The organism is Saccharopolyspora flava (assembly GCF_900116135.1).
Lineage (GTDB): Bacteria > Actinomycetota > Actinomycetes > Mycobacteriales > Pseudonocardiaceae > Saccharopolyspora > Saccharopolyspora flava.
The window spans coordinates 278,866-302,163 of sequence record NZ_FOZX01000008.1; the positions used below are offsets into that span (position 1 = coordinate 278,866).

At 68.7% G+C, this 23,298-nt stretch carries 21 protein-coding genes and 1 tRNA gene; 5 read left to right on the plus strand and 17 right to left on the minus strand.

Annotation, left to right across the window (positions count from 1 at the left end; all coding sequences use genetic code 11):
- Positions 1-134: 134 nt before the first annotated feature.
- The 6 genes from BM424_RS22080 to BM424_RS22105 all read right to left on the minus strand — a co-directional run bounded on the left by BM424_RS22080 (position 135) and on the right by BM424_RS22105 (position 12,930).
- The gene (locus BM424_RS22080) at positions 135-776 is read right to left on the minus strand and encodes a DUF8185 domain-containing protein (protein WP_093421255.1); all 642 of its coding nucleotides are present in this window, start codon (positions 774-776) and stop codon (positions 135-137) included.
- A complete protein-coding gene (locus BM424_RS22085) occupies positions 769-1,191 on the minus strand; it encodes an acyl-CoA thioesterase (protein WP_425442048.1) in 423 nt (140 codons plus the stop codon). Before BM424_RS22085 ends, BM424_RS22080 begins: the two co-directional genes overlap by 8 nt.
- Positions 1,192-1,253: 62 nt before the next feature.
- On the minus strand, positions 1,254-6,191 hold the full coding sequence (locus BM424_RS22090) for an NAD-glutamate dehydrogenase (protein WP_093421257.1): 4,938 nt from the start codon (positions 6,189-6,191) through the stop codon (positions 1,254-1,256).
- A gap of 141 nt (positions 6,192-6,332) precedes the next feature.
- Positions 6,333-8,954: an ATP-binding protein gene (locus BM424_RS22095; protein ID WP_139274132.1), complete on the minus strand. Its 2,622-nt coding sequence runs from the start codon at positions 8,952-8,954 to the stop codon at positions 6,333-6,335.
- A gap of 29 nt (positions 8,955-8,983) precedes the next feature.
- Positions 8,984-10,657 (minus strand): energy-dependent translational throttle protein EttA, encoded by a 1,674-nt coding sequence (gene ettA, locus BM424_RS22100; protein WP_093421262.1) that lies wholly within the window; start codon positions 10,655-10,657, stop codon positions 8,984-8,986.
- 269 nt (positions 10,658-10,926) lie between these two features.
- Entirely contained in the window at positions 10,927-12,930 is a 2,004-nt protein-coding gene (locus BM424_RS22105; RefSeq protein WP_093421265.1) for a bifunctional copper resistance protein CopD/cytochrome c oxidase assembly protein, read from the minus strand.
- 93 nt (positions 12,931-13,023) lie between these two features.
- On the opposite strand from BM424_RS22105, the gene BM424_RS22110 reads away from it, so the two are divergent.
- Both BM424_RS22110 and BM424_RS22115 read left to right on the plus strand, forming a co-directional pair.
- Positions 13,024-13,608: a DUF3558 domain-containing protein gene (locus tag BM424_RS22110; RefSeq protein WP_245776037.1), complete on the plus strand. Its 585-nt coding sequence runs from the start codon at positions 13,024-13,026 to the stop codon at positions 13,606-13,608.
- A 132-nt stretch (positions 13,609-13,740) separates the two neighbouring features.
- Positions 13,741-13,814, plus strand: a tRNA-Arg gene (locus tag BM424_RS22115).
- 75 nt (positions 13,815-13,889) lie between these two features.
- Here BM424_RS22115 and BM424_RS22120 read toward each other — a convergent pair.
- The 10 genes from BM424_RS22120 to BM424_RS22165 all read right to left on the minus strand — a co-directional run bounded on the left by BM424_RS22120 (position 13,890) and on the right by BM424_RS22165 (position 20,831).
- The gene (locus BM424_RS22120; RefSeq protein WP_093421268.1) at positions 13,890-15,041 is read right to left on the minus strand and encodes a site-specific integrase; all 1,152 of its coding nucleotides are present in this window, start codon (positions 15,039-15,041) and stop codon (positions 13,890-13,892) included.
- Entirely contained in the window at positions 15,041-15,220 is a 180-nt protein-coding gene (locus BM424_RS22125; RefSeq protein ID WP_093421270.1) for a helix-turn-helix domain-containing protein, read from the minus strand. The genes BM424_RS22120 and BM424_RS22125 overlap by 1 nt, the downstream gene beginning before the upstream one ends.
- Positions 15,221-15,222: 2 nt before the next feature.
- Complete coding sequence (locus tag BM424_RS22130; RefSeq protein ID WP_093421273.1) at positions 15,223-16,596, minus strand: replication initiator; 1,374 nt, start codon at positions 16,594-16,596, stop codon at positions 15,223-15,225.
- Between the two features lie 115 nt (positions 16,597-16,711).
- A complete protein-coding gene (locus tag BM424_RS22135) occupies positions 16,712-17,632 on the minus strand; it encodes a hypothetical protein (protein ID WP_093421275.1) in 921 nt (306 codons plus the stop codon).
- A gap of 11 nt (positions 17,633-17,643) precedes the next feature.
- Complete coding sequence (locus tag BM424_RS22140; RefSeq protein ID WP_093421278.1) at positions 17,644-17,829, minus strand: hypothetical protein; 186 nt, start codon at positions 17,827-17,829, stop codon at positions 17,644-17,646.
- Positions 17,830-17,855: 26 nt separating this feature from the next.
- Positions 17,856-19,334 carry an FtsK/SpoIIIE domain-containing protein gene (locus BM424_RS22145; protein ID WP_093421280.1) on the minus strand — a complete coding sequence of 493 codons (1,479 nt, stop codon included), beginning with the start codon at positions 19,332-19,334 and terminating at the stop codon, positions 17,856-17,858.
- A gap of 81 nt (positions 19,335-19,415) precedes the next feature.
- Positions 19,416-19,595, minus strand: a complete 180-nt coding sequence (locus BM424_RS22150; protein ID WP_093421283.1) for a hypothetical protein — start codon at positions 19,593-19,595, stop codon at positions 19,416-19,418.
- Positions 19,595-19,834, minus strand: a complete 240-nt coding sequence (locus BM424_RS22155; RefSeq protein WP_093421285.1) for a hypothetical protein — start codon at positions 19,832-19,834, stop codon at positions 19,595-19,597. Before BM424_RS22155 ends, BM424_RS22150 begins: the two co-directional genes overlap by 1 nt.
- A gap of 111 nt (positions 19,835-19,945) precedes the next feature.
- Positions 19,946-20,179 carry a hypothetical protein gene (locus BM424_RS22160; RefSeq protein ID WP_093421288.1) on the minus strand — a complete coding sequence of 78 codons (234 nt, stop codon included), beginning with the start codon at positions 20,177-20,179 and terminating at the stop codon, positions 19,946-19,948.
- A gap of 292 nt (positions 20,180-20,471) precedes the next feature.
- A complete protein-coding gene (locus BM424_RS22165) occupies positions 20,472-20,831 on the minus strand; it encodes a hypothetical protein (RefSeq protein WP_175548210.1) in 360 nt (119 codons plus the stop codon).
- Positions 20,832-20,963: 132 nt separating this feature from the next.
- On the opposite strand from BM424_RS22165, the gene BM424_RS22170 reads away from it, so the two are divergent.
- Entirely contained in the window at positions 20,964-21,815 is an 852-nt protein-coding gene (locus tag BM424_RS22170) for a GntR family transcriptional regulator (protein ID WP_093421291.1), read from the plus strand.
- Positions 21,812-22,717 carry a glycosyltransferase gene (locus tag BM424_RS22175; protein ID WP_093421293.1) on the plus strand — a complete coding sequence of 302 codons (906 nt, stop codon included), beginning with the start codon at positions 21,812-21,814 and terminating at the stop codon, positions 22,715-22,717. The genes BM424_RS22170 and BM424_RS22175 overlap by 4 nt, the downstream gene beginning before the upstream one ends.
- A 52-nt stretch (positions 22,718-22,769) precedes the next feature.
- On the opposite strand, the gene BM424_RS22180 is transcribed toward BM424_RS22175, so the two are convergent.
- Complete coding sequence (locus BM424_RS22180) at positions 22,770-22,970, minus strand: helix-turn-helix domain-containing protein (protein WP_093421296.1); 201 nt, start codon at positions 22,968-22,970, stop codon at positions 22,770-22,772.
- Positions 22,971-23,065: 95 nt separating this feature from the next.
- Here BM424_RS22180 and BM424_RS22185 point away from each other — a divergent pair, with 95 nt between their 5' ends.
- Positions 23,066-23,266, plus strand: a complete 201-nt coding sequence (locus BM424_RS22185) for a hypothetical protein (RefSeq protein WP_093421299.1) — start codon at positions 23,066-23,068, stop codon at positions 23,264-23,266.
- Positions 23,267-23,298: the final 32 nt, after the last annotated feature.

The window sequence follows — 23,298 nt, forward strand, 5'->3', positions numbered from 1 at the left end:
GCCGGAATCCGTCTACCACACGGATTACTGCCGTAATCGGGTCCCCGAATACCGCCGGAATCCGTCTACCACACGGAATACCGCCGTAATCCGTACACCGAAAACCGCCGGAATCCGGGGGTTTGGGGGTGGGGTCAGAGGAGGAGGGGTAGGAGGGCGTGGCGGCGGCGGACCACTGCGCCGTAGCGGGAGTCGAGGCGGAGCCAGGAGTCGGTGGCGCTGACCCGGACGATCTCCTCGTCGGCCGGGGACTTCACCAGGAAGCCCATGCCGGAGAGCACGAACAGGCAGCGCAGCGGCACCTTCACGTCGTAGCCGGAGCCCTGGACGGTGAAGACCTCCTGGTCCAGCAGCGACGCCGGGGGCGTGCCCTTGGGACCGACGTTCTCCTTGGCGACGTCGATGCCGCGCTCGGCGACCTCCCCGACCAGCGAGGCCGGGAGGTCGTCGACGCGCTTCCAGCCGGTCGCCGGGGGCAGTTCCGAGCGCCACAGGAGGTCCTTCGGCGCGCCCGGGTCCATCACGTCGCCGCCGGCGACGGTGAGCGTGGCCAGCAGCTCGTTGCCGGAGATCGTCAGGTCGGACGGCTCGACGGAGCCCTCCACCGCGCGGGTGGACAGCGCGTCGAACGGGGTGGCGGCCCAGACGTCCATCCGGTCGGTGCCGGGCCGGTTGCGCATCCGGACCATCGTCTGCGAGTCGAGCCGGACCGCGCGGGCCACGAAGGCGCCCAGGTCGTCGCGCTCGACCCGGTCGGGCATGCGGAGCTCAGGCACGGTGCGACTCCAGGTGCTCGGCCCGCCACTCGGACAGGAAGTCGCGCTCCTCGGTGGTGAGCCTGCGGGGCCGCCCGGCGCTCAGGTCGTAGGGCACCATCAGGGTTTCCGCGGTGCACACGGCTTCCCGGGCGAACGCGGTGTAGTCGATGACGAACGAGGCGGCCTTGAGGTCGCGCACCGACATCTGGACCTGCAACGAGCGGGACTCGTACATCAGCGGCGAGTGGTAGTCGATGACGACGCGCGCCACCACCATGCCCTCGGCCATGCCCGCGACGCCCCGCTTCTCGGCCTCGGTGAACAGCAGGTCGGCCCGTGCCTCCTCCAGCAACGTGATCGTCCTGGCGTGGTTGACGTGGCCGAACGCATCCATGTCGGACCAGCGCAGGGCCACCTCTGAGATGAAGGGCACGGGTTTCCTTTCCGCTGTCGGGGGTGGGGGGCGTCCTCGCGAGGACGCCCCCCACCCCGGGTTCACCGGACCATGCTGCGGAGCTGGCGGGCCGCGACAGACAGCGTGGCCAGGTCCAGCCGCCCGGAGCTCACGATCTGCTCCAGCGACGAGTTGGCCCGCGCCAGTCGGGAGGCGTTCGCCGACTCCCAGCGCGCGATCTTGTCCTCCGAGGCGTCCTCGGGTTCGGAGGTGCGCAGGACGTCGACCGTGATCGCCCGCAGCGATGCGTAGAAGTCGTCCCGCAGCGCCAGCCTAGCCAGTGCGTGCCACCGGTTGCCGCGCTCCAGCTCGTTGACCGCGATGAGCATCCGCTCCACGTCCAGGTGGGCCCAGAGCGCGTAGTACAGCTCGGCGCTCTCCCGCGGGCTGCGCTCGGCGGTGATGCCCGCGTCGCGCTCGGCGAGCTCGGCGACCTCCCGGATGTCGAGCAGCGCGTAGGCGTCGAGCAGCACCGCGACCCGCTCGGCCAGCTCCTCCGGCACCCCGGCGGCGACCCAGCGCTCGATCTGCGCGGCGACGCCCTCGGCGGCCCGGCCGCGCAGCAGTCCGCGCACGGTCGGGGTGAGCTCGTCGACGACCGGCCGGAACCGGGTGATCTCGGCGCCGATGGCCAGCGGCTGCGGCCGGTTGGTCAGCATCCAGCGGGCCGCCCGGTCGAGCAGGCGCCGGCTCTCCAGCACCATCTCGTCGGCGACCGCGCTGGGCACCGTCCCGCCCAGGGCGTCGATGTCGGCCCACAGGCGCCGCAGGTCGTAGACGTTGGTGACGACCGCGAAGGCCCGCACCGCGTCGGTGGTCGAGGCGCTGAGCTCCTCGGCCAGCCGGTAGGCGTAGGAGATGCCCGCGCCGTCGACCATCTCGTTGACCAGCAGCGTCGTGATGATCTCGCGGCGCAGCGGGTGCGCGGCGATGGCGTCGCCGTAGCGCTCCCGCAGCGGCTTCGGGAAGTACTCCGGCAGCCGCTCGGCGAAGGCCTCGGTGTCCGGCAGCCCGCTGTCGAGGACGTCGCGCTTGAGCTGGAGCTTGACGTGCGCCATCAGCGTCGCCAGCTCCGGTGAGCTCAGCCCGTCGCCGTTCTTCTCCAGGTCCCGGAAGGCCTTCTTGGTCGGCAGCGCCTCCAGCTCGCGGTCCAGGCCCGCGGTCTGCTCCAGCGCCGCGACCTGCCGGGCGTGCACCGGCAGCATCGGGCCGGAGTGGGCGCGGGAGATGCCCAGCACCGCGTTCTGCCGGTGGTTGTCGGCCAGCACCAGCTCGCCGACCTCGTCGGTCATCTCGGCCAGCAGCTCGTTGCGCTGCTGCCCGCTGAGCCTGCCCTCGCCCACCAGGTGGTCCAGCAGGATCTTGATGTTGACCTCGTGGTCGGAGCAGTCGACGCCGGCGGAGTTGTCCAGCGCGTCGGTGTTGACCTTGCCGCCCGCGCGGGAGAACTCGATCCGGCCCAGCGAGGTGAGACCCAGGTTGCCGCCCTCGCCGACGACCTTGACCCGCAGGTCGGCGCCGTTGACCCGGACCGCGTCGTTGGCCTTGTCGCCGACCTCGGCGTGGCTCTCCCCCGCCGACTTGACGTAGGTGCCGATGCCGCCGTTCCACAGCAGGTCGGCCGGGGCCAGCAGGATCCGCTTGATCAGCTCGGCCGGGGCCAGGCCGCGCACCGACTCGTCGATGCCCAGGGCCCGGCGGATCTGCGGGTTCAGCGGGATCGACTTCAGCGAGCGCGACCACACGCCGCCGCCCTCGCTGATCTTGGTGCGGTCGTAGTCGTCCCAGGTGGAACGCGGCAGGTCGAACAGCCTGCGCCGCTCGGCGAAGGAACTCGCCGCGTCCGGGTCCGGGTCGATGAAGATGTGCATGTGGTTGAACGCGGCCACCAGCCGGATGTGCTCGGAGAGCAGCATCCCGTTGCCGAACACGTCACCGGCCATGTCGCCGACGCCGACGACGGTGAACTCCTCGCTCTGGGTGTCCACGTCGAGCTCGCGGAAGTGCCGCTTGACGCTCTCCCACGCGCCCTTGGCGGTGATGCCCATGGCCTTGTGGTCGTAGCCGACCGAGCCGCCGGAGGCGAAGGCGTCGCCGAGCCAGAAGCCGTAGGACTTCGCGACGTCGTTGGCGATGTCGGAGAACGTCGCGGTGCCCTTGTCGGCGGCGACGACCAGGTAGGTGTCATCACCGTCGTGGCGCACCACGTTCGGCGGCGGGGCGACCTCGCCGCCCACCAGGTTGTCGGTGAGGTCGAGCAGGCCGGAGATGAACATCCGGTAGCAGGCCACGCCCTCGTCCTGCGCGGCCTTGCGGTCCACCGCCGGGTCGCCGGTGGCGATCGGCGGGCGCTTGACGACGAACCCGCCCTTGGCGCCGACCGGCACGATCACCGCGTTCTTCACCGCCTGCGCCTTGACCAGGCCCAGGATCTCGGTGCGGAAGTCCTGCGGCCGGTCCGACCAGCGCAGACCGCCTCGGGCGACGGACCCGAACCGCAGGTGCACGCCCTCCACGAACGGCGAGTACACGAAGATCTCGAACTGCGGCCGGGGTTCGGGCAGGCCGGGGATCTCGCGGGGTTCGAGCTTGAACGCCAGGAACGGGCGCTCCCGCTCGGCGGCGTCGACGTAGTAGTTGGTGCGCAGCGTCGCCCGGATCAGGCTCAGGTAGTTGCGCAGGATGCGGTCCGCGTCGAGGCTGGTGACCTCGTCGATCAGGGTGGTGACCGACTCGGTGAGCTCGGCTTCGCGGGCCTTGCGCTCGGTCTCGTCGAGCTCCGGGTCGAAGCGGGCCTCGAACAGCCGCACCAGCGCGGTCGTGGTGGTGCGGTGCTGCAGGACCGTGTCCTCGATGTAGTCCTGGGTGTAGGCGATGCCGACCTGGCGCAGGTACTTGGCGTAGGCGCGCAGCACCGCGGCCTGCCGCCAGTTCAGGCCGGCGCGCAGCACCAGCGCGTTGAACCGGTCGACCTCGGCGTCGCCCAGCCACACCGCGCGGAAGGCGTCCTCGAACCGCTGCCGCAGCGAGTCCAGCAGCTGCGCGTCGGTGCTGTCGAGCAGGCCCGGGTCGAGCCGCAGGCCGAAGTCGTAGATGTAGTACTGCGACCCCGAGCTCTCCAGGGTGACGTCGTAGGGCCGCTCGTCGACGACCTCCACGCCCATGCTCTGCAGCACCGGCAGCACCCGGGACAGCGTGACCCGGCCGCCGACGTAGAGCTTGAAGCGGCGCTGACCGGCGCTGGCGTCGCGCGGCACGTAGAACGACATGCGCAGGTCGTCGGGACCGCTCAGCGACTCCAGCCGCCGCAGGTCGCGCAGGCCCTCGGCGGCGCTGAAGTCCTCCTTGTAGGCCTCCGGGAACACCGCCGCGTAGTCCTGCCCGACCTGGCTGATGGCCTCCGACAGGGCACGCGCCGGGCCGCCCTCGGCGCGGCCGGAGCGCTCGGCGTCGACCTCGGCGACCATCTGGTCGTCCCAGGTGTGGATGGCCTCGTCGAGCCGCCGCTGGATGCGCTGCAGGTCCGGTTCGACCTGCGCCTCCGGGTCGGTGTGGACGACGAAGTGCACCCGCGCCAGCGTCGATTCGCCGACGCGCGTGCTGTACTCCAGGCTCGTGCCGCCGAGCTCGTCGAGCAGCACCTCCTGCATCGCCAGCCGCGAGCTGGTCGTGTACCGGTCGCGCGGCAGGTAGACCAGGCAGGAGAAGAACCGGCCGTAGGCGTCCCGGCGCAGGAACGGCTTGAGCTTGCGGCGCTCGGCCAGCGCCAGCACGCCGGTGATGGTCTCCTGCAGCGTCTCGAAGTCGGTCGAGAACAGCTCGGTGCGCGGGTAGCTCTGGATCTCCTCCAGCATCCGCTGCCCGGAGTAGGACTCCAGCGGGAACCCGGCGCGGTGGATGACCTCCCGCACCCGGCGCTCGACGAACGGGATGTCCAGGACGTCCTCGTGCAGCGCCGTGGTGGTGAACAGGCCGAGGAACCGGTGCTCGCCGGTGACCCGCCCGGAGTCGTCGAAGGTCTTGACGCCCACGTAGAACGGGTGAACCGGACGGTGCACTGTGGACGGTGCGCTGGCCTGGGTGAGCACCAGCAGGTCCCGGGACAGCGCGTGCGCCTTGGTGTCCGGGCCGGTGGTCAGGCTGCGAGCGGCGACGCTGTCGCTGCGCAGCACGCCCAGCCCGGAGGCCAGCACGGCCTGCAGCTGCTCGCCGTCGCCCTCGACCAGCTCGTAGTGCCGGTAGCCGAGGAAGGTGAAGTGACCGTCGGCGAGCCAGCGCAGCAGCCCGGCGCCGTCGGTGACCTGCTCGCCCGGCAGCGGCGGCGGGGCCTTCTCCAGCTCGTCGGCCAGCGAGCGGGCGCAGGAGTGCATCCGCTCGGTGTCCTCGACGACCTCGCGCACGTCGTTGAGGACGTCGGTCAGGTCCTGCTTGAGCGCGGCGAGGCGCTCGGGGTCGACGACCTGGCCGACCTCGATGAACATCCAGCTCTCGGCGATCGCCCCGGCGGGCGGGTCGGCCGGGTCCGCCTCGGGCAGGACCTCCAGCAGCTCACCGGCGAGGTCGCGGCGCACGACGACGATGGGGTGGATGACGCGCAGCACGTCGGCGTTGTCGCGACCGAGCTCGGCGATCAGCGAGTCCACCAGGTACGGCATGTCGTCGGTGACGGTCTGCACCACGGTCGCCTGGCTCTGCCAGCCGTGCTCGTCGCGCGTCGGGTTGATGATCTGCACGAGCGGACGTCCGGCGGCGCGGGACGCGGCCAGCCGGTGGTGCGTTCTGAGCGCGCCGACCAGATCGTTCGGATCGTCGTCGACGAGCTCTTCGGCCGGCACGTGGCGGTAGTAGGTGCGAAGCAGTTCGCCGAGCTCGGGTGCGAACTCGACGGCTCGTTCCAACAACCGACGCTTGGCCAGTTCGGGGTTCTCGGACTGCTCGCCGGTGGTTCCGGTCTGCAGCTGTCCGGGATTCGAGGTCATGTCAGGCAGCTCCACGCATAACGGCACCTCGTTGTGCCAACAGGTTCCACTCTAAGACTGCCAGTTCCCGCTCACGGGCTCGGGATCTGATCGAGGTGTGGTGGTGAAATCAGACGCAATGATCGATGTCCGGGAGGTTTCTCAGAGCAACGGATCCGCTGCCGCGCCACCGATTCCGGGTGCGCGGTGCCGGGCGCCGAAGGCGTCGTGCCGATCATCCTCTGTGGACTCGTGTCTGTTGCTTCCGGTTTCGCCGACGGTGTCGTGATCGGTGCGGTTCCCGTCGCCGTCACTGTGGGTGTCGCCGTATCCGCGCTCACCGTAACCGGATTTGTGGCGACCGCCATAGCCGAGAGCCGCGATTCCCTCGCTCACCTGCTGCTTGGCGTCGTCGGTGCGGCCGGCGTTGTAGGCCATGAGCGCGTCGGCGAGCAGATCGGCCAGGCTCGCGTCCGCGCTGGGCTCCGGAGGAGCCGGTTCCGGCTCGACCCGGTGCAGGTTCGGGTCGGTGTCCTCGGCGGAACCGGCCGGGGACACCGGCTCGGCCGGTGGTTCGGGCTCGGCGGGCGGGTCGGGCTGGAACGCCGCGAGCGGGTCCGGGTCGGCGTGCCGCCGCCCCCGGCGGCGGGAGGGCTGGTGGTCGGCCGGGAGCTGCAGCTCGGCCCGGATCTCGGCCAGCGACTTGCCCCGCGACCGGCGTCCGCCCTGCTCCTGCTCGTCCTCCCGGGGCTGCTCCTCGGACTGTTCCGGGGTCCGGGCGACCGGCTCGTCCGGCTCGGGCAGCGGGAATCCGCGCGGCGGCGTGACGGGCTCGGGATCGGGGTCGGGATCGGGGGCGTGGTGCTCGCGGCGGTCGTGGGCCTGGGTGATCCGCCGCAGGCTGTCGGCCGCGGCGGCCAGCGGGTCGCCGCTCCACCGCTGCGCGGGATCGTCGTCGCCGTACCCGTCCTCAAGACCACCGGACTCCTCGTACGCCTCCGGCTGGGCGTAGTCGGGCTGAGCGTGCGCGGGCTGGGAGTAGTCGGACTGGGCGTGCTCGGACTGGGAGTGGTCAGGCTCGTCGCGTTCGGGCTCGTCGGCGGGCCACCAGCTCGCCGCCGGACGCGACTCCGGCAGGCTCGTCCCGGCCCGCGACTCCTCCTCGGCACCGAACACCTCGCTCGGCGAAGCCGAGTCGAAAGCCACCCGAGGCTCGGGCAACCCACCCGCCTCAGCAGCACCGGAGATCTCAGCAGAACCGGAAGCCTCAGCGGAACCAAGAGTCTCAGCGGAACCAGGCGTCTCAACCGGGTCAGGACTCTCGGCGGGAGCGGGCGCCTCGGCGGCCTCGCGCTCCTCGGACTCCTTGGCGGCCCGGCTCGTCAAGGCCTCCATCAGCAGCCGCGCGGCGTCGTGCGCCTCCGCGTAACCACCCCTCTTCGACTCGGGTTCCGTCTCCCGAGACGGGGAAGTTTTCATGAAAACTTCCCCCACCCCCTCGGAAGTCTCCCGAGAGGAACCCTCGTCCACCTCGGACGCCGACGCGTCCCCCCGACCCACCGCAGCGACCTCGTCGTGCCTGGTCACAGAGGTCTCGTCGACTCCGGCGGCCTCGGTCTGAACGGGTTCCGGGGTGGGGTCCGGTTGGTGGGTGGGGGAAGTTTTCATGAAAACTTCGGGTTCCGACACCACGGCCACGGGAGCCGCCCGGCGCCCGCGGCGTTCCTCGGTGTGCGACGTCCCGGTCTCCGGCGGGTAGGCCTTGAGGAGGCTGAGGCGGGCGTGGTGCACGACGGAGCGCCAGCGGCGGTCGGCCGAGTAGGCGCTGCGCAAGGCCTGCAATGCCTCGGCGAACTCATCGACCTGCTCGTGCGCGCGGGAGAGCGCGTTGAGGGCCTCGGCGAGCAGGCCGTCGAGGCCGTGCCGCTCGGAGATCGCGGCCGTCTCGGCCAGCACCCGCAGCGCGGACTCGTGGTCCCCGGCGGGCAGGTGCACGCGGGTGGCCAGCGCCAGCCCGAGCCACCCGGTCGGCCCGGCGGCCGCGGCGCGGACGGGTTCGGCGAGCACGGCCTGGCTGGTCTCCACGGCTTCGACGCGTTGCCCCTGGTCGAGCAGGGCGTGCACGCGCTCCAGCAGCAGGCGGGTCTGGATCTCGCCGCCCTCGGCCTCCGGGTCGCTGAGCCGCCGCAGCAGCCCCAGCCCGGTGTCGGTGGCGGCGACGGCCTCGGCAAACTCGCCGAGGCGGCGGCGGTGCGCGGCGCGCAGCGCCCACACCCGGGCCTTGAGCACGCGAGTGGTGTCCTGCTCGGCGTCGCAGTCGGCGTAGAGGCGTTCGGCCTCGTCGATGAGGTCGCCGCGCTCGTCGACGTCCTGCTGTCCGGGCAGCGCCGACGCGAGCGCCAGCAGCGCGTGGGCGCGCAGCACGGGTTCGATCCGCTCGCGCGCCAGTTCCCGGCGCAGGACGCGCACGGCGACCTCGTGGCTGCCGGAGCTGACCGCGCACCAGCCGAGTTCGATGCGCAGCCCGGTCAGGAGGTCGGGGTAGCCGGCCGTCTCGGCGTCGTGGACGGCGGTGAGGGCGCGGCCGGTGGCCGCGACCCCGCGCCCGAGCCGGTTGGTGGCGAACAGGGCCAGCGCCTCGGCGCGCAGCCGCGCGCCCCGGTCGCCGGTGCGCCTGGCGAGCGCCGCCGCTCTGTCGCTGAGCACCAAGGTGAGTTCGGGAACTCTCCACCGCATCTGCCACGCGGGTTCGAGCAATCCCTCCACCGAGCTGGGCTCTGCCACAGCGGCCACGCTCGCCAAGGCGCCTCCGTTCAGCCGCGGGTCAACTTGCGATGGGTGACCCGGTGCGGACGGGCCGCGTCGGCGCCGAGCCGCTCGATCTTGTTCTCCTCGTACCCCTCGAAGTTACCTTCGAACCAGAACCACTTGGCGGGATTCTCCTCGTCTCCCTCCCACGCGAGGATGTGCGTGGCGACGCGGTCCAGGAACCAGCGGTCGTGGGAGATGACCACGGCGCAGCCGGGGAACTGCTCGAGCGCGTTCTCCAGCGAGCCCAGGGTCTCGACGTCGAGGTCGTTCGTCGGCTCGTCCAGCAGGATCAGGTTGCCGCCGGCCTTGAGGGTCAGCGCCAGGTTCAGCCGGTTGCGCTCACCACCGGAGAGCACGCCCGCCGGCTTCTGCTGGTCCGGGCCCTTGAAGCCGAACGCGCTGACGTAGGCGCGGGACGGCATCTCGACCTGGCCGACCTGGATGTAGTCCAGCCCGTCGGACACGACCTCCCACACGTTCTTGTTGGGGTCGATGTTCGCGCGGTTCTGGTCCACGTACGAGAGCTTGACGGTGTCGCCGACCTTGACCGTGCCGCTGTCGGGCTCCTCGAGTCCGACAATGGTCTTGAACAGCGTGGTCTTGCCGACGCCGTTCGGGCCGATCACGCCGACGATGCCGTTGCGCGGGAGGCTGAACGACAGGTCGTCGATGAGCAGCTCGTCGAAGCCCTTCTTGAGGTGCTCGACCTCGACGACGGTGTTGCCCAGGCGCGGGCCCGGCGGGATCTGGATCTCCTCGAAGTCCAGCTTGCGGGTCTTCTCCGCCTCGTTGGCCATCTCCTCGTAGCGGGCCAGGCGGGCGCGCGACTTGGTCTGCTTGGCCTTGGCGTTGGAGCGGACCCACTCCAGCTCGTCCTTGAGGCGCTTCTGCAGCTTGGCGTCCCGCTTGCCCTGGACCGCGAGGCGCTCCTGCTTCTTCTCCAGGTAGGTGGAGTAGTTGCCCTCGTAGGGGTAGGTGCGGCCGCGGTCGAGCTCCAGGATCCAGCCGGCGACGTTGTCCAGGAAGTACCTGTCGTGCGTCACGGCGAGGACGGCGCCCGGGTAGGTGGCCAGGAACTGCTCCAGCCAGAGCACGGATTCGGCGTCGAGGTGGTTCGTGGGCTCGTCGAGCAGCAACAGGTCGGGCTTGCTCAGCAGCAGCTTGCAGAGCGCGACGCGGCGTCGCTCACCACCGGAGAGGTGCTTGACCTCGGCGTCCGGCGGCGGGCAGCGCAGGGCGTCCATCGCCTGCTCCAGCTGGGAGTCCAGTTCCCACGCGTCGGCGTGGTCCAGGTCCTCCTGGAGCCTGCCCATCTCCTCCATCAACTCGTCGGAGTAGTCGGTCGCGAGCTGTTCGGCGATCTCGTTGAAGCGGTTGAGCTTCACCTTGATCTCGCCGACGCCCTCCTCGACGTTGCCGAGGACCGTCTTCTCCTCGTTCAACGGGGGTTCCTGCTGCATGATGCCCACGGTGTAACCCGGCGACAGGAACGCTTCTCCGTTGTTCGGCTGGTCGAGTCCCGCCATGATGCGCAGCACGGTCGACTTGCCAGCCCCGTTCGGCCCGACGACACCGATCTTGGCGCCCGGGTAGAACTGGATGGTCGCGTTGTCGAGGATGACCTTGTCACCATGCGTCTTGCGCACGTTTTTCATGGTGTAAATGAACTCGGCCATACCCCGAATCGTAGTGGCGTACCGACCCGAGGCCCGCACGCGGGCCCCCAAGGACCCAACGTCAGGCAACCGGCGAAGCCGGTTTCTCAGTACCCCACCTCAGACGCTGGCACCGCCGCGGGTTCTGAGCGGCTCTCTGGGGAGGACAGCCGTAGAGCCGTGTATTTGGCATACATAAGTCTCGGATCCCGGAGCCAGAGAGCCGCTCAGGTTCCGCTACCCGCACCGCCAAGCAGGCCGACCACGGAGTTCTTGATCAGTAGAACGGATCAATCCTTCTCAGCGAGACGACGAAGCATCTCGTTGTAAGCACTCAAATCAGCATCCCCGTCCTTCTCCGCCTTACGATCAAGACGACGGGCCTGCCGTTGATCCGCCCGAGACCACTGGATCAGCAGCGCCAGCATCACCACCACCAACGGCACCTCCCCGGAAGCCCAGGCCAGAGCCCCGCCGAGCCGCTGGTCGGTGAGCAGGTCGGTCATCCACGGCAGGTCGAGGCTGCGGTAGAAGTCACCGCCGATGGGCTCGGCGGACATCATCAGCGCGATGCCGAAGAAGGCGTGGAAGGGCATGGAGGCGAAGACCATCCCGACCTTGCCGATGGGCGGCAGCTGGCGCGGTGACGGGTCGATGCCGATCACGGGCCAGTAGAAGACGTAGCCGACGAGCAGGAAGTGCGCGTTCATCGCCAGGTGCGCCCAGTGCTGGTAGAGCGCCACGTCGAACAGGCCGGTGAAGTACAGCGCGTAGAACGAGCCGACGAACAGCACGAGCGCGACGACGGGGTGGGTGAGCGCGCGGGTCAGCGGCGAGTGCACGAACGCGGTCAGCCACTCGCGCGGTCCCGGCGGCTGCCCCTTGCCCGCGGGTTTGAGGACGCGCAGAGCCAGCGACGTGGGGCCGCCGAGCACCAGGAACACCGGCGCCAGCATGGACAGCAGCATGTGCTGGCCCATGTGCACGCTGAACACGGCGGGCGCGTAGCGGCCGACGCCCATGGAGGTGGCGAAGAGGACGGTCAGGCAGCCGCAGAGCCAGGCGATGGTGCGCCCGACGGGCCACTTGTCGCCGCGGCTGCGCAGCCGGTGCACGCCCCACAGGTAGAGCCCGGCCAGGACCAGCGAGGCCGTGCCGTAGACGAGGTCGAAGCGGAAGTCGAACAGCAGCCGCAGCGCGGTGGGCGGCGCGTCGAGGGCGTAGCCGACGATGAGCTCGGTGCGGCTGGGCACCGTGGTGTAGCCGCCGGGCGGCGGGGTGCGGCCGAGCGCGACGGCGACGCCGAGGGTGGCGAACATGATCAGCACTTCGACGGCGCCGAGCCGCAGCAGCCCGGACGATCCGGCTTCCAGCCGGGCCACGACCTTGCTGCGCTGCACGTATCCGAACACGCCGAGCACCAGCAGGCCGATGATCTTGAGCAGCACCAGCAGCCCGTAGGTGGAGCCGAGCAGCTGCTCCGGCGAGACCCGCACCAGCGCGTTGATCACCCCGGACAGGGCCATCGCGACCCAGCTGACCAGGGCGATCACCGAGAACCGGCGGGCGACCAGCGGCAGGTGCGCCCCGCCTCGGGCGGCGTGGGCGATGAGCGCGATCAGCCCGCCGACCCACAGCACGACTCCGACGAGGTGGAACAGCAGGCTGTTGGTGGCGATGTCGTGGGCGCCGCCGCTGGCGGAGTGGCCGGTGGCGATGACCGGCAGCATCCCGCCGAGGCCGAGCGCGAAGGTCACCACGGTCCAGCCCCAGGACAGCACGATCCGGCAGGCCAGGGCGACGACGAACGCGATGATCGCGGTCAGCGCCCAGGCCTTGGCCTCTTCGAGCGCGTCGACCAGCCCGAGCAGGACGTCGGCGCTGAGCACCTGGTCCACCGGGCGCCCGGTGGCGTCGGCGCAGAGGAACGGCACCACCAGCGCGGCCCCGACGAACCACACCGAGGCGGCCCAGCCCGCGGTGCGCACGGCGGCGTAGCCGTCGGCGAGCAGCGCCCCCGAGCGGCTCGCGGGGATGCCGAACGAGGCCAGCAGCAGGGAGCCGATGGTGACCACGGCTCCGGTCTCGGCGATCACCCGGACCACGGGCAGCCCGTACTGGGTGACGGGGCCGGGGTCGGGCAGTCCGAGCAGGGCGTAGTTGGCTCCGGCGGACAGCGTGGTGAGGCCTGCGGCGATCAGCGCCGCGAGCACTCCTGCGGTGAAGACCAGCACGCCGACCGTGCCGGAGGCACTGCGCCGGGAACTCTGTTCGGCGACGGACTCGGATGGCACGTACCGAGCGTAACCGTCGCTGTGCGCCGATCACCGGTCAGGATGGCGCACCTGGGCGTGGTCTCCCGCACTCACCGCGGCTACGGTTACCCCGTGCCGAAGTTCCGTGACCGCCTGCCACGTCTGCTCGTGCTGTGCGTGCTGGCCGGCGGCTCGGCGCTGGCCGGCTGCGCGGCCGACGTCTCGGGCACCCCCATCCCGGCCGCGGGCTTCCAGGACCAGCCCGAGGCGACCGAGACCCGCTCGGCGATCGCGACGCCCCCGAACATCCCGGCCCCGCGCGGCGAGGTCGATCCCTGCACCCTGCTCGCCCCGGCCGACCTGGTGCCGGTCGGCGGCGTGGTGGGTCCGCCGCACCCCGGCAACCCGGTCCCGGGCGCGTGCGCGCACCTGCTGGGCGGGCAGCCGGACAACACGGCGGCGGCGGGCTTCCACGAGCCGTACCGGGTCCTCGCCCAGCGGCAACCGCGGGGCGTCGAAGTGGACGTGCTCGGCTACTCCAGCTGGCTGTACTGCGAGCCCGTCACCGGGTACCAGACGTGCACGGCCGCGACGGCGATCAGACCGGACAGATCGCTGCTGACGATGCTGTCGCTCAAGGACGCCTCGGCCGCCGACACCGCGGACCGCCTCTTCGGCCTGACCTCGGCCGCCCTGCGGAAACTCCCCCCGGCATAACCCGCTTGCCGGTTGTCGAAAAGCTTGCCGTTGTGTACCGGCTCGGCAACGTTGCCGCGTCGTTCCCACACGCGATGCGGCCGACCGCTACCCTCCTTGCTGCACAACGTCGGGCATACCACCCACCGAACGGCCCCCATAGCTCAGCCGGATAGAGCAAAGGACTTCTAATCCTTAGGTCGCAGGTTCGAGTCCTGCTGGGGGCGCCGAACCCCCTGGTAACGCAAGTGGGGGGGTTGATCTGGTACAAGATCAACCCCCACTTTACCCCCACAATTGGATCAGCTCCCCGGATCGAGCTTGTCCAACGCTTCGGACGCCGAGCCGCCCGCGGACTTGCGATCCATGTAGACGTCCTGGGTCATGCTGACCTTCTCGTGACCCAGGTAGTCGGCGATCTCGCGAGCCGACTTGCCGGCCTTATCCATCTCGGTCGCGACCAGGTGCCGGAAGGCGTGCGGGTGAAGCCCCTCCCAAGAAGTGCCGGCCACCGCGCTCCGGATGTCAGCGCGCGTGTTGTCCGGGTCACGGAGCGTGCCCGTAGCCGATGGGAACACCCACTCCGAGTCAGCCACCTCAGCGCGACCCCGCAGGAGCCTCATCGCCCACGCCGGGGGCGAGATCGTCCGCATTCCAGCCGTGGACTTCGTGTGCGGCTGGACGAACAGACCGACGCCCGGTTCACGGATGACAGTGCCCTTGATCGCGAGAGTGCCTGCTTCGAAGTCCACCTTGGTCCAGTCGAGCGCCAACAGCTCCCCGATCCGGCAGCCCAGCGCCGACAGCACATCGATGAGGTCCGGCAGGTCCCAGCGGCCCCACTTCGCATTGCTACGCAGATGACTGCGGAGGCCCGGAAGCTCATCCACGGTCAGCACCATCCGCGACTCTGCTGCCGCCTTCTTCTTGCTCTTACGAGGCAGAACGACCTCTCGGACCGGGTTGGTTTCCAGGGCGTCGAAGCGGACAGCCACACCCAGGATCCCCGAGAGCACGACCTTGGCGTGTTTCGCGCTACCCGGCCCTGCTGATTCGTGCACGGACCGCAGAACCTTCGACGTCAGCGAAACCGTGCACTCCGAGATCCGCAGGTCAGCGACCGCATCCTTAAGATCTCGATCCCAACTCTGGTGGTATGTGTTCTTGGTCCGCAGTGCCTTGTCCGACTCATCCAACTCACGAAGCCAGATCTCAGCCACCTCCCGGACCTTGGAGGAGGCGTGGACGTCGTCACCAGCGACGGCCCGAGCGCGATCCCGCAATGCTTCCTTGAGCCTGTCAGCGGCGTTCGTCTTGCTCGTGCCGACCTTCTCAACCTCGCGTACCGCGCCGTCGTAATCGCGGTACTTCGTTCGCGCCCGGTACCTCTTCGGTCCCAGCTGGTAGATCCGAATCTCGCCGTACGTGCCCAGCGGAAGCGGCGGCCGTCCCATCAGACCACCCCCTCACCCAGCGAATCGAACCATCGCTCCACGTCGTCGGGCTTGTACCTGACGTGCTTACCGACACGACGCCCCATCGGCCCGTACCCCTTAGCGCGCCAGTCATACACGGTTTTGATCGGGACACCGAGGTAGTCGGCCACGTCCTGCGTTCCCCAGAGATTCCGCATGGTCAGTCCGTCCTTTCGTTGGCGTAGCGGTCTTTTCGGGCTTGGCGCTTGCGGTCGGCGATGGCGAGGGCGAGTTCCTGCTCCTCGGGATCGCGGTGGCCGATGCTGGTCATCTCCCAGTGGTTGACCACGGCCACCGAGTCGGCGGTGACGCCGAGTTCGTCGAGGTTCTGCTCCAGGCGCCAGATCTGGCGGTCGCCCCGGATGCGCTTGAACGTCGTGGAGTAGCGCTGGGACTTGGACAGGAAGTGCCCGCGGAACGCGAGCATGTGGCACCAGCGCCGCAGGTTGAGACCGTCGAGGTCCTCCAGGCCGCCGAGGTCCCACGCGGTGCGCATGATCTGCCGGTGGTGCTCGCTGGCTTCCAGGAGCTCGATGTGTTCGCGGGATCGGATCGGCCGATCGGCGGCCTCGGACTTCCCGGTGCCCTTGGTGGCGTACTTGGCGACGTAGGAGGCCAGCCGGTCATCGGTGATGGCGCCCTGGTCGTCTTCGACCTGGTGGGCGTCCACTGCCCGGATCGGTCGGACGTCGATCTGCTCTCCCCAGGTCAGCAGCCGCGTGGTGCTGTCGATCTCGGGCGCTTCGACGCCGGTCGCGGCGTGTGCGGCGTGGACGGCGTCGGTGAGCAGATCAGCGGTGGCCCAGGACGGAGTCGCGTCGGCTGCGCCTTCCGGGCCGTCGAGACGGATCATCGCGTGGAAGTGGATGACGCCGCGCTTCTGGAACTCGGCGACCTTGGCGTACGACAACCGAGCGTGGTCCTTGAGGCTCTTCACCGGGATACCGGCCGCGCGGGCGATGTGTCGCCGGAGGTAGATGGTGAAGCGGTTCCACAACTTCCCGGCGTGGGCTTGCCAGAGGACGTGGCCGGTGTAGTCGTAGCCGCTGGGGTCGACGGGCTGGCCGATGGCCGGATCGTCTTCGTGGTGGTAGCGGCCGCAGCGGCACGGAATCCGCTTGCCGTTGGCCGAGGTCCGGCGGTTGTGGACCGGCCCGAACGAGGGGGCGGTCAAGGTGACGAACAACCGCGGTTTGTCGGCCACGGTGACCGGCACGCCCTTGGAACCGCCGGACATCCCGGCACGCACGAGGTGGAAGGCGTCGGCAGCGTAGCGGTCGGAGCAGGCCGGGCAGACCGACTCGCGGCGGTTGCCGCAGGGGGCGAACAGGTGCCCGGACTTCAGGGCCGGGGTGCCGTCGGGCTTGGACAGCAGCGCGCCGGTGGTCTTGTCGGTGAGCATCCAGTGTCCGGTCAGCCGGACCGGGTGGGCGCATCCGCCGGTGGCTTCCACCATCGAGCGCCACTGCTGGTAATCCGGGGACTGGAGCCGCCGGGCGAGGCGGTCCACCGCCGGGACTTCGGGCAATGCCATGTGACCTCCCAGAAGAGGGCTCGGCGGAGCACCCACGGAGGTCGTTCCCGTGCTCGGTGGATGCCCGCCGAGCAGGGGTTGAACTCGCGATCTTCAGTTGTGGGGTGCCGTCACATCAGGCCACGGGGTGGCCGTTGGTGACGGGCTTTTCGGCGGCGTTGAGATCGGCGACGATCTGCGCGGCCACCGGTTCCGGCAGGCGGACAACCTGGCGGATGTCGGCTGCGGTGAACACCCGGCCTTCGGTCTTCGCGTGTTCCCAGGCGTCGGAAATTCCCTGTACGACGCCAGCCGGGAGGTTCATCGATTTCCCGATGACCGAGGTGGTGTCCGGTCGTTCCGCCGGTCGCGGACGTTCAGTGGACGCGGTGGCTGGCCTTTCTGGCAGCTCCGGTACCTCCGGTCGTTCCGGCACTTCGGCCGGTCCCGGGTCCACCGGTTGTTCCGGTACGGGTGGGTCGGCGACGGCGTAGGCGGCCAAGATGACCTGCCGTTGCCGGGCCTGAATGACCGGGATGACCTCGGCGATGCCGTAGACGATCACCGGGATGATCGCGTGCACGACCGCCGAACCGGCGTTGAACTCCCCCCACCGGCCCGCCAGCAGCGGGATCAGTTGCGGAATGACGTTCATCAACAGCGTCGAGGTCAACAGGACCCGCTTGAGCCGCGACCACCACTGGTGATCAGGTGAAACCCCGTGGGCGAGGATCACCGCCTCGAAGTTCAACAGCACGATCAACAGGCCCGCGAACATCGGCTCGACCGTCCAGGCCGCCCACCACAGCGGGTCCTCTCGTGTGGAGTCCCCGGCGAGGAACTGCTGCACGCCGGTGGTGGTGAACACCAGCCCCAGCGCCAGGAAGAACCACAGCCCGGCGAGGGTCCACCGCCCGTTGCGCTCCATCTCCACGGCCTGAAGATCCGGATCACGGATCAAGCCCCGCAGATGCCGAGCCTCGGAGATCCGGTCCCCGAGCTTGCGGACCCGCCGTGTCCTGCCGTCGTCGGCGTCGCCGTGCTCTGGCTGCTCCATGTTCCCTCCCCCTACTGCGCCGGGCTGAACAGCTTGATCAGGCCCCGCACGAGCAGCACCAGGCCGACGCCGATACCGATCGCGACGGCCGGGCTGAACACCAGCCAGACCAGCGCCAGCACGCCCAGCACGAAGGCCAGGACTCCGAGGCTCATCAATACGCCCTTGCCGGACAGTTCAACGTGGACGATGTGCATGGGTGAATCTCCTTACTGTGAATGGGTCAGGCGATCTCTTCGTCGTCTTCGTCGCCCTCGAAGTGCTCGATCTCTTCGAGCTCGTCGTCCTCGAACTCCTCGAAGTCGACTTCGTAGGGGTTGGTGACCGTGCCGTCCGGCAACTCGACCTCCTTGCGGATCGGGGTCACGTTGTTGAGCTCGGTGCAGAAGGCCACCAGCTCGGCGATGTCGTCATCGGTGCTGAAAGCGGCCCGGACGCGCTGGGGTTCCTTGCGTCCGTCGTTCTTGGCGTAGGCCACTCCAGCGAGGTAGGCGGGGATCTTGTCGGCGAACGCGCCGAGGTCCCGCATCCCTTCGCCGAGGCACATGTCCACGTACGAGGCGGAATCGACTCGGAGCGCGATCTTGGTGGGAAACAGCCCACGCATGGGGACGACGTCCTTGGTGGGTTCCTGCGTCGCGGCGATGATCCGTCCGCCGACCGCGCGGAACTGCGTGAGGCCCTTGGACAACAGCTGGTGGAACTCCATGCGGATGTCCCGGTCGGTGTAGGCGGTCATCGCGGCCAGCTCGTCGCAGATCAGCACGTCAAGCGGGGTTTCCCGGGACGGGGACGCGTCGCGGATGCCCTGGCGCCCGAGTTCGAACTTGCGCTCGTCCAGCGTCTGGACGTACTCCCGCATCAGCGCCAGTCCGGCGCGGTCGGAGTCGGCGAAGCGGTGATACATCTCCCGGCCGCCGCCGAGTTCCATGCCGCCCTTGGGGTCGATCACCCACAGCCGGACATGACCGGCCCGGATCATCGGTGCCAGAGCGCGCTGGATGCCCCACAGCCACGAGCCCTTGCCCGCGCCGGTCTCGCCCGCCAACAGCACGTGGATGTCCCGCTTGACCAAGTCGAGGTGGAAAGGCCGGCCGAATTCGGTCCGGCCGATCTCCAGCTTGCGCAGGTCCACCGCGTCCACCGATTCCGGCATCGCGGGAAGCGGGATCACCATCTCGTTGAACGGTTCGCGCCGCTGGAAGTCCAGGGCGATCTTGCCGGGCTTGAGGATGCGCATCGACGCGGCCTGCGCCTTGAAGGAGTTTGCCAGCCGATCGAGGGCCTGCCCGTAGTCCTCGGGTTCCTGCCCTTTGGCCATGCGGATGTGCAGCGAGTCCCAAACCCAGTTCGAGCGGACCGCGACCAGCTTCGGCACCAGTGAGTCACCGCGGTGGTCGGAGGTGACCAGCCCGCAGGAGGCGACCACGCGCATCCATTGGCGCTGGTAGATGGCCCATCGTCTCCACCAGGCCCGCACGAGTCGTCCGGCGAAGCGGTCGAAGGTCGGGGCGTCCAGCAACCTCCACGAGGCACCGGCCAACACCGCGATCCCTGCGGCCCACAGAACGGTCTGGTAGCCGAGCGTCACGCCCGCCGTGCCCACCGCTGTCGTGCTGCCCATCGTCCGGGGGTGCCGCAGCATCCAGCCGCCGACCACCCGCGCCGGAGTCCGTTCCGTGCCCACTCGCGTGTCTCGCATGACTGCCTGCCCTTTCATGAAAAAGGGCGTCGGACTCCCGTTCTGGGAATCCGACGCCCTGCCGTGCTTGGGGTTGTGCGGTTAGCTTCTGCGCTGCGACATCTCCAGGTGGGCCACCAGGTCGCCCACCGTCCGCTTCAGCTGGTTCAGCGGACCACCGAGGCCCTTCGGAACGCCGAAGTTGGTCACCGTCTTGGTCAGCTCCAGCATGGTCGCGTCGATCTCGCGAACCGTGCCGGTCACACCGTCTGCATTGGCCATTACTTGTACTCCTTCGCAACACTCGATCCACCGTGCTCGGCGATGCCCTCGCGCACCGCGTCCGCCGCCTTCGCCACCGCAGCGGCCAACTCCTGGGCCTCCGCGTAGTGCCGCTCCTCGACGAACTCGCCGTCGAGGAACTCGACCTTGTTCACGTCCTGGTTCAGCTGATCCATCAGCGAACCGATCGCCGACAGCCGCTTGACCCCGCGCGAATTGCGCCGGAACAGTTGCTTCATAACCTCCACCTGAAACCACCTTTCCTTTCACCCGAGACAATCCCGGGAAAACCTGGTTACCGGCCGCCGAGGCAGCCCGAACCGTGAAAACCGAACGAGGAATTGAACAGGTCATTCACCGGACTCTTCCTCCTGCTCCTCAACCCTGCGGATGACGGTCACAACGGTCTGAAGCGACGCCAGCAGCTGGCTCGTCACCTCGCGCATGTCCGCACCGCACGCGGTCGGCCCACCCGGAACGTCCACCGCGTAGGCCGCATCACCAGCGGTCGCGAAGGCCTGCGTGAGCTCTGTGGACAGTCGACGAAGATCCTCCAGCGCCTGGTCCCGCTGCAGCGTGTTCACAGGAACACCACCCACTCCCGGTCCAGGCAGTACTGGTCGTGCGTGTGCTGGTAGCGCCACTTGTCGCAGTGGCACGCCGGGCAGTACTTGAGCGACATTTCCAAATCTCCTTTCCCGAAGGCCATAAAGACCCCCGGAACATCCGCAGACGGCCGGGGGTCAATAAAGCCCAACCGACGACACTTTCCGCCGGTTTTGGGCATAGCTCGGCCCACTATGGAATTCTCAAACAACAGGCAGCCGGATTCGGCTTAAAAGAATCAGAAAGAAACGGCCGGTATGGGCGGCTCGATCAGGCTGCGGCCGAGACCGTCGCGCCGAGCGGGGTCATGCCGTTGGCCCGGAAGGACAGGCCCGAGCGGCCGTTGCGCTCCCAGTAGCTGACCGTCGCGTCGATCAGCTCGACGTAGGTGCCCTCCTCGAAGCCCTCGCCGGGGTCGGCGGTCAGGGTTACCTTGATCTCCTCACCCTTGCCCGCGTACTCGCCGGGCTGGGCCTTGCGCTTGGCGAACAGCGAGACCACGAACTGCTGAACCCCCTGCCGGTCGGTCACGACCTCCTGAACGCCGTGGTCGTTCTCGAACATCTTCAGCGTCGGCGCCTCGGTGATCATGAGCTTGTGACCCTGCAGGTTGACCGGGATGTTCCGCACTGTCTTACCTCCGCTAGATGGTTCCTAGGTTCCTAGTTTCCTAGGAACGTTGGGATCACTCTAACCCGCCCGTCGAACGATCCGCAAGGGGGTTTCCTAGGAAACTAGGAAGCGATGTGGTCTAATGGCCGTATGACCCCAGAGACCAGCGGTTTTGTCCCTGTGAGGGACCGGATTGCCAACCACCTACGGGAGGCGATCGCGTCAGGAGAGCTCAAGCCGGGCGACGCGTTGCCGAGCCTCAGCGTGATCTCGGCAGAGTGGGAGGTGGCCAAGGCGACGGCTGAGGGCGCGCTCGCGCTCCTGCGCGACGAGGGCCTGGTTGTGCCCGGCGGGCGCGGTAAGCCCGCGACCGTTCAGGCGCCAAAGAAGCGGCACAACATCTATCTCTCGGACGGATGGACCCAGCAGCAGAAGGACCTGGTCCTCCGACCTGAAGCCGAGCGCAGGGAGACCGGTGCCATCGAGCTAACGGCCGGCATCTCGATCGACGACACCGACTCCAGCTCCATCTACACGGAGACCAGTGCCGACGCGGAGCAGGCGCAGATCTTGGGTGTCGAGCCAGGCACTCCGCTGGTTCAGCGCGTGTACGAGATGGTCCACAAGTCGACCGGATTGCGGTGCTCCTGGAGCGTTTCCTACATCCCGCGCGCCCTCATCGAGGGCAATCCCGCGTTGCTCGACCAAAACAACGAGCCGTGGCCCGGCGGCCATCAGCACCAGCTCTACACGGTCGGCATCGAGCTCGCCCGCTTCACACGGACGGTGTTCTCCGCCCAGCCCACACCCAGCGAGCGGGCGGCGTGGGGCATGAACCCCGGAACTCCCATGCTGCACGTCCTGAGCCGGTCGATCGATACTCAGGACCGCGTGGTGGAGTACTCGGAGGCCCGGTATCCGGCTGACACCACCGAAATCACGGTCACCGAGGAGCTGCGGCCTTGGACGTCCGAGCAGCTGAACGCGGCAGGTGGCGCATGAATCGACCTTCGATCGACCCGGCGCTCGGAATCGAGCTCGTCGAGGAGCGGACGCTGTCGAAGCGCGACATGAGCGTGAGTGTCTTGATCCCTGCGCACAACGAAGAAGAGACCATCGCGCAGGTCGTGGCCGACTCGTTCGCTGGCCTTGAGGTGCTCGGCGTCGACGGAGACGTCACCGTCAGCGCGAGCGGGTGCACCGACCAAACCGCGGACCTCGCGGCGAAGGCCGGTGCGAAGGTCGTCGAGTCGCCCGCAGGGAAGGGTACCGCCATCTCAAGCGGCGTCCCGGCCACCGACGGCGACGTCATCTGCCTGATCGATGGCGACTTGCAGTACTTCGGGAATCCCCCGCTCGTCGCGCTTCTCGCTCAGCCCGTACTTCAGGGTCTCGCGGACGCGGTGGTCTCCGACCTCTACTGGCGCCCGCTGTACCCGCAGCTCTGGCTCCACGGCTTCTTCGCGCCGGTGGCTGGAGCCTTGTTCCCCGAGATCCTTCCTCGCGTCGGATCGACGCCGTGGTCAGGGCAACGTGCTGCAGTGCGGGAGCTTTGGCCGACCGAGCTGCCCGGCGACTTCACGGTGGACCTGGAGCTGCTGTTCCACTGGAATCGGCACGCAGCTCGACTTCGCCCGGTACTGGCCGACGACTGGGTCAACCCGCAGCGCCCTAAGCCGGACCTGATGGCGCAGGAGCTCGAAGTGGTCATCCAGCACGCATTGGCCGACGGGCGACTGGCCGAGGACGGCGCAAGCAAGTTGCGGCAGTGGTACGACAACGTCCACGAGAAGATGGCCGAGTACCGGCCGGACGAGGACGACCCGCAGGACTTCGAACGTGCGCTCCTGAAGAGGTCTCTCGATGAACTGCGTCGCTGCATGGACGGAAAGACCGCAACCTGACCGAGCACCAACCTGAGACGGCGTCGTTCGCTAGCGAGCGGCGCCGTTTCTGCTATCCGGGCTGCTGGTCCTTGTCGGAACGGCGCTTCTGGCGCAGCTGTTCCTTCAGGTCTTCGACATCCCACCGCTGGTGACCACCGTTCGTCACCAAGGCCGGTTCAACGGCCCCCTCAGCCGCCCACCGCTGCAGCGTGCGCCGGTCCACACCGATCGCTTTCGCCGCTTCGCCAGTCGACACGTAGTTTGAGGCCACTCGCCTACGTTCGCCCGCACTTCGACGCTAAGCCAGTCGAATGTCGCGTCTACCTACCTATACCCACGTATGTCGCGTTTGCCTACGATTGTCGTGTGGCGGAGATCAAGGTGGGGAGCCTGCGGCTGGACCTCGGCGTGGTCGTGATCGACGAGCGCACCTGGTGGACGTGCCCGATCGGAGGCGAGGCGTGCGGGAGGGTTCTCGCGGACCTCGGTTCAACGGGCATCGACTGCATGGAGTGGCACGTCGAGCACGCCCATCTACGAGTCTTCTGCTACGGCGTCGTGAACTGAACTCGCCGCCTTCTGACCTGCGATTCTGGTCC

Coding starts and splice junctions, on each gene's coding strand:
- BM424_RS22135 (WP_093421275.1), bottom strand. CDS start 17,632: ATGGAGCAGCCAGAGCACGGCGACGCCGACGACGGCAGGACACGGCGG.
- BM424_RS22125 (WP_093421270.1), bottom strand. CDS start 15,220: ATGCGGAATCTCTGGGGAACGCAGGACGTGGCCGACTACCTCGGTGTC.
- BM424_RS22145 (WP_093421280.1), bottom strand. CDS start 19,334: ATGCGAGACACGCGAGTGGGCACGGAACGGACTCCGGCGCGGGTGGTC.
- BM424_RS22175 (WP_093421293.1), top strand. CDS start 21,812: ATGAATCGACCTTCGATCGACCCGGCGCTCGGAATCGAGCTCGTCGAG.
- ettA (WP_093421262.1), bottom strand. CDS start 10,657: ATGGCCGAGTTCATTTACACCATGAAAAACGTGCGCAAGACGCATGGT.
- BM424_RS22130 (WP_093421273.1), bottom strand. CDS start 16,596: ATGGCATTGCCCGAAGTCCCGGCGGTGGACCGCCTCGCCCGGCGGCTC.
- BM424_RS22120 (WP_093421268.1), bottom strand. CDS start 15,041: ATGGGACGGCCGCCGCTTCCGCTGGGCACGTACGGCGAGATTCGGATC.
- BM424_RS22150 (WP_093421283.1), bottom strand. CDS start 19,595: ATGGCCAATGCAGACGGTGTGACCGGCACGGTTCGCGAGATCGACGCG.
- BM424_RS22170 (WP_093421291.1), top strand. CDS start 20,964: ATGACCCCAGAGACCAGCGGTTTTGTCCCTGTGAGGGACCGGATTGCC.
- BM424_RS22090 (WP_093421257.1), bottom strand. CDS start 6,191: ATGACCTCGAATCCCGGACAGCTGCAGACCGGAACCACCGGCGAGCAG.
- BM424_RS22155 (WP_093421285.1), bottom strand. CDS start 19,834: ATGAAGCAACTGTTCCGGCGCAATTCGCGCGGGGTCAAGCGGCTGTCG.
- BM424_RS22140 (WP_093421278.1), bottom strand. CDS start 17,829: ATGCACATCGTCCACGTTGAACTGTCCGGCAAGGGCGTATTGATGAGC.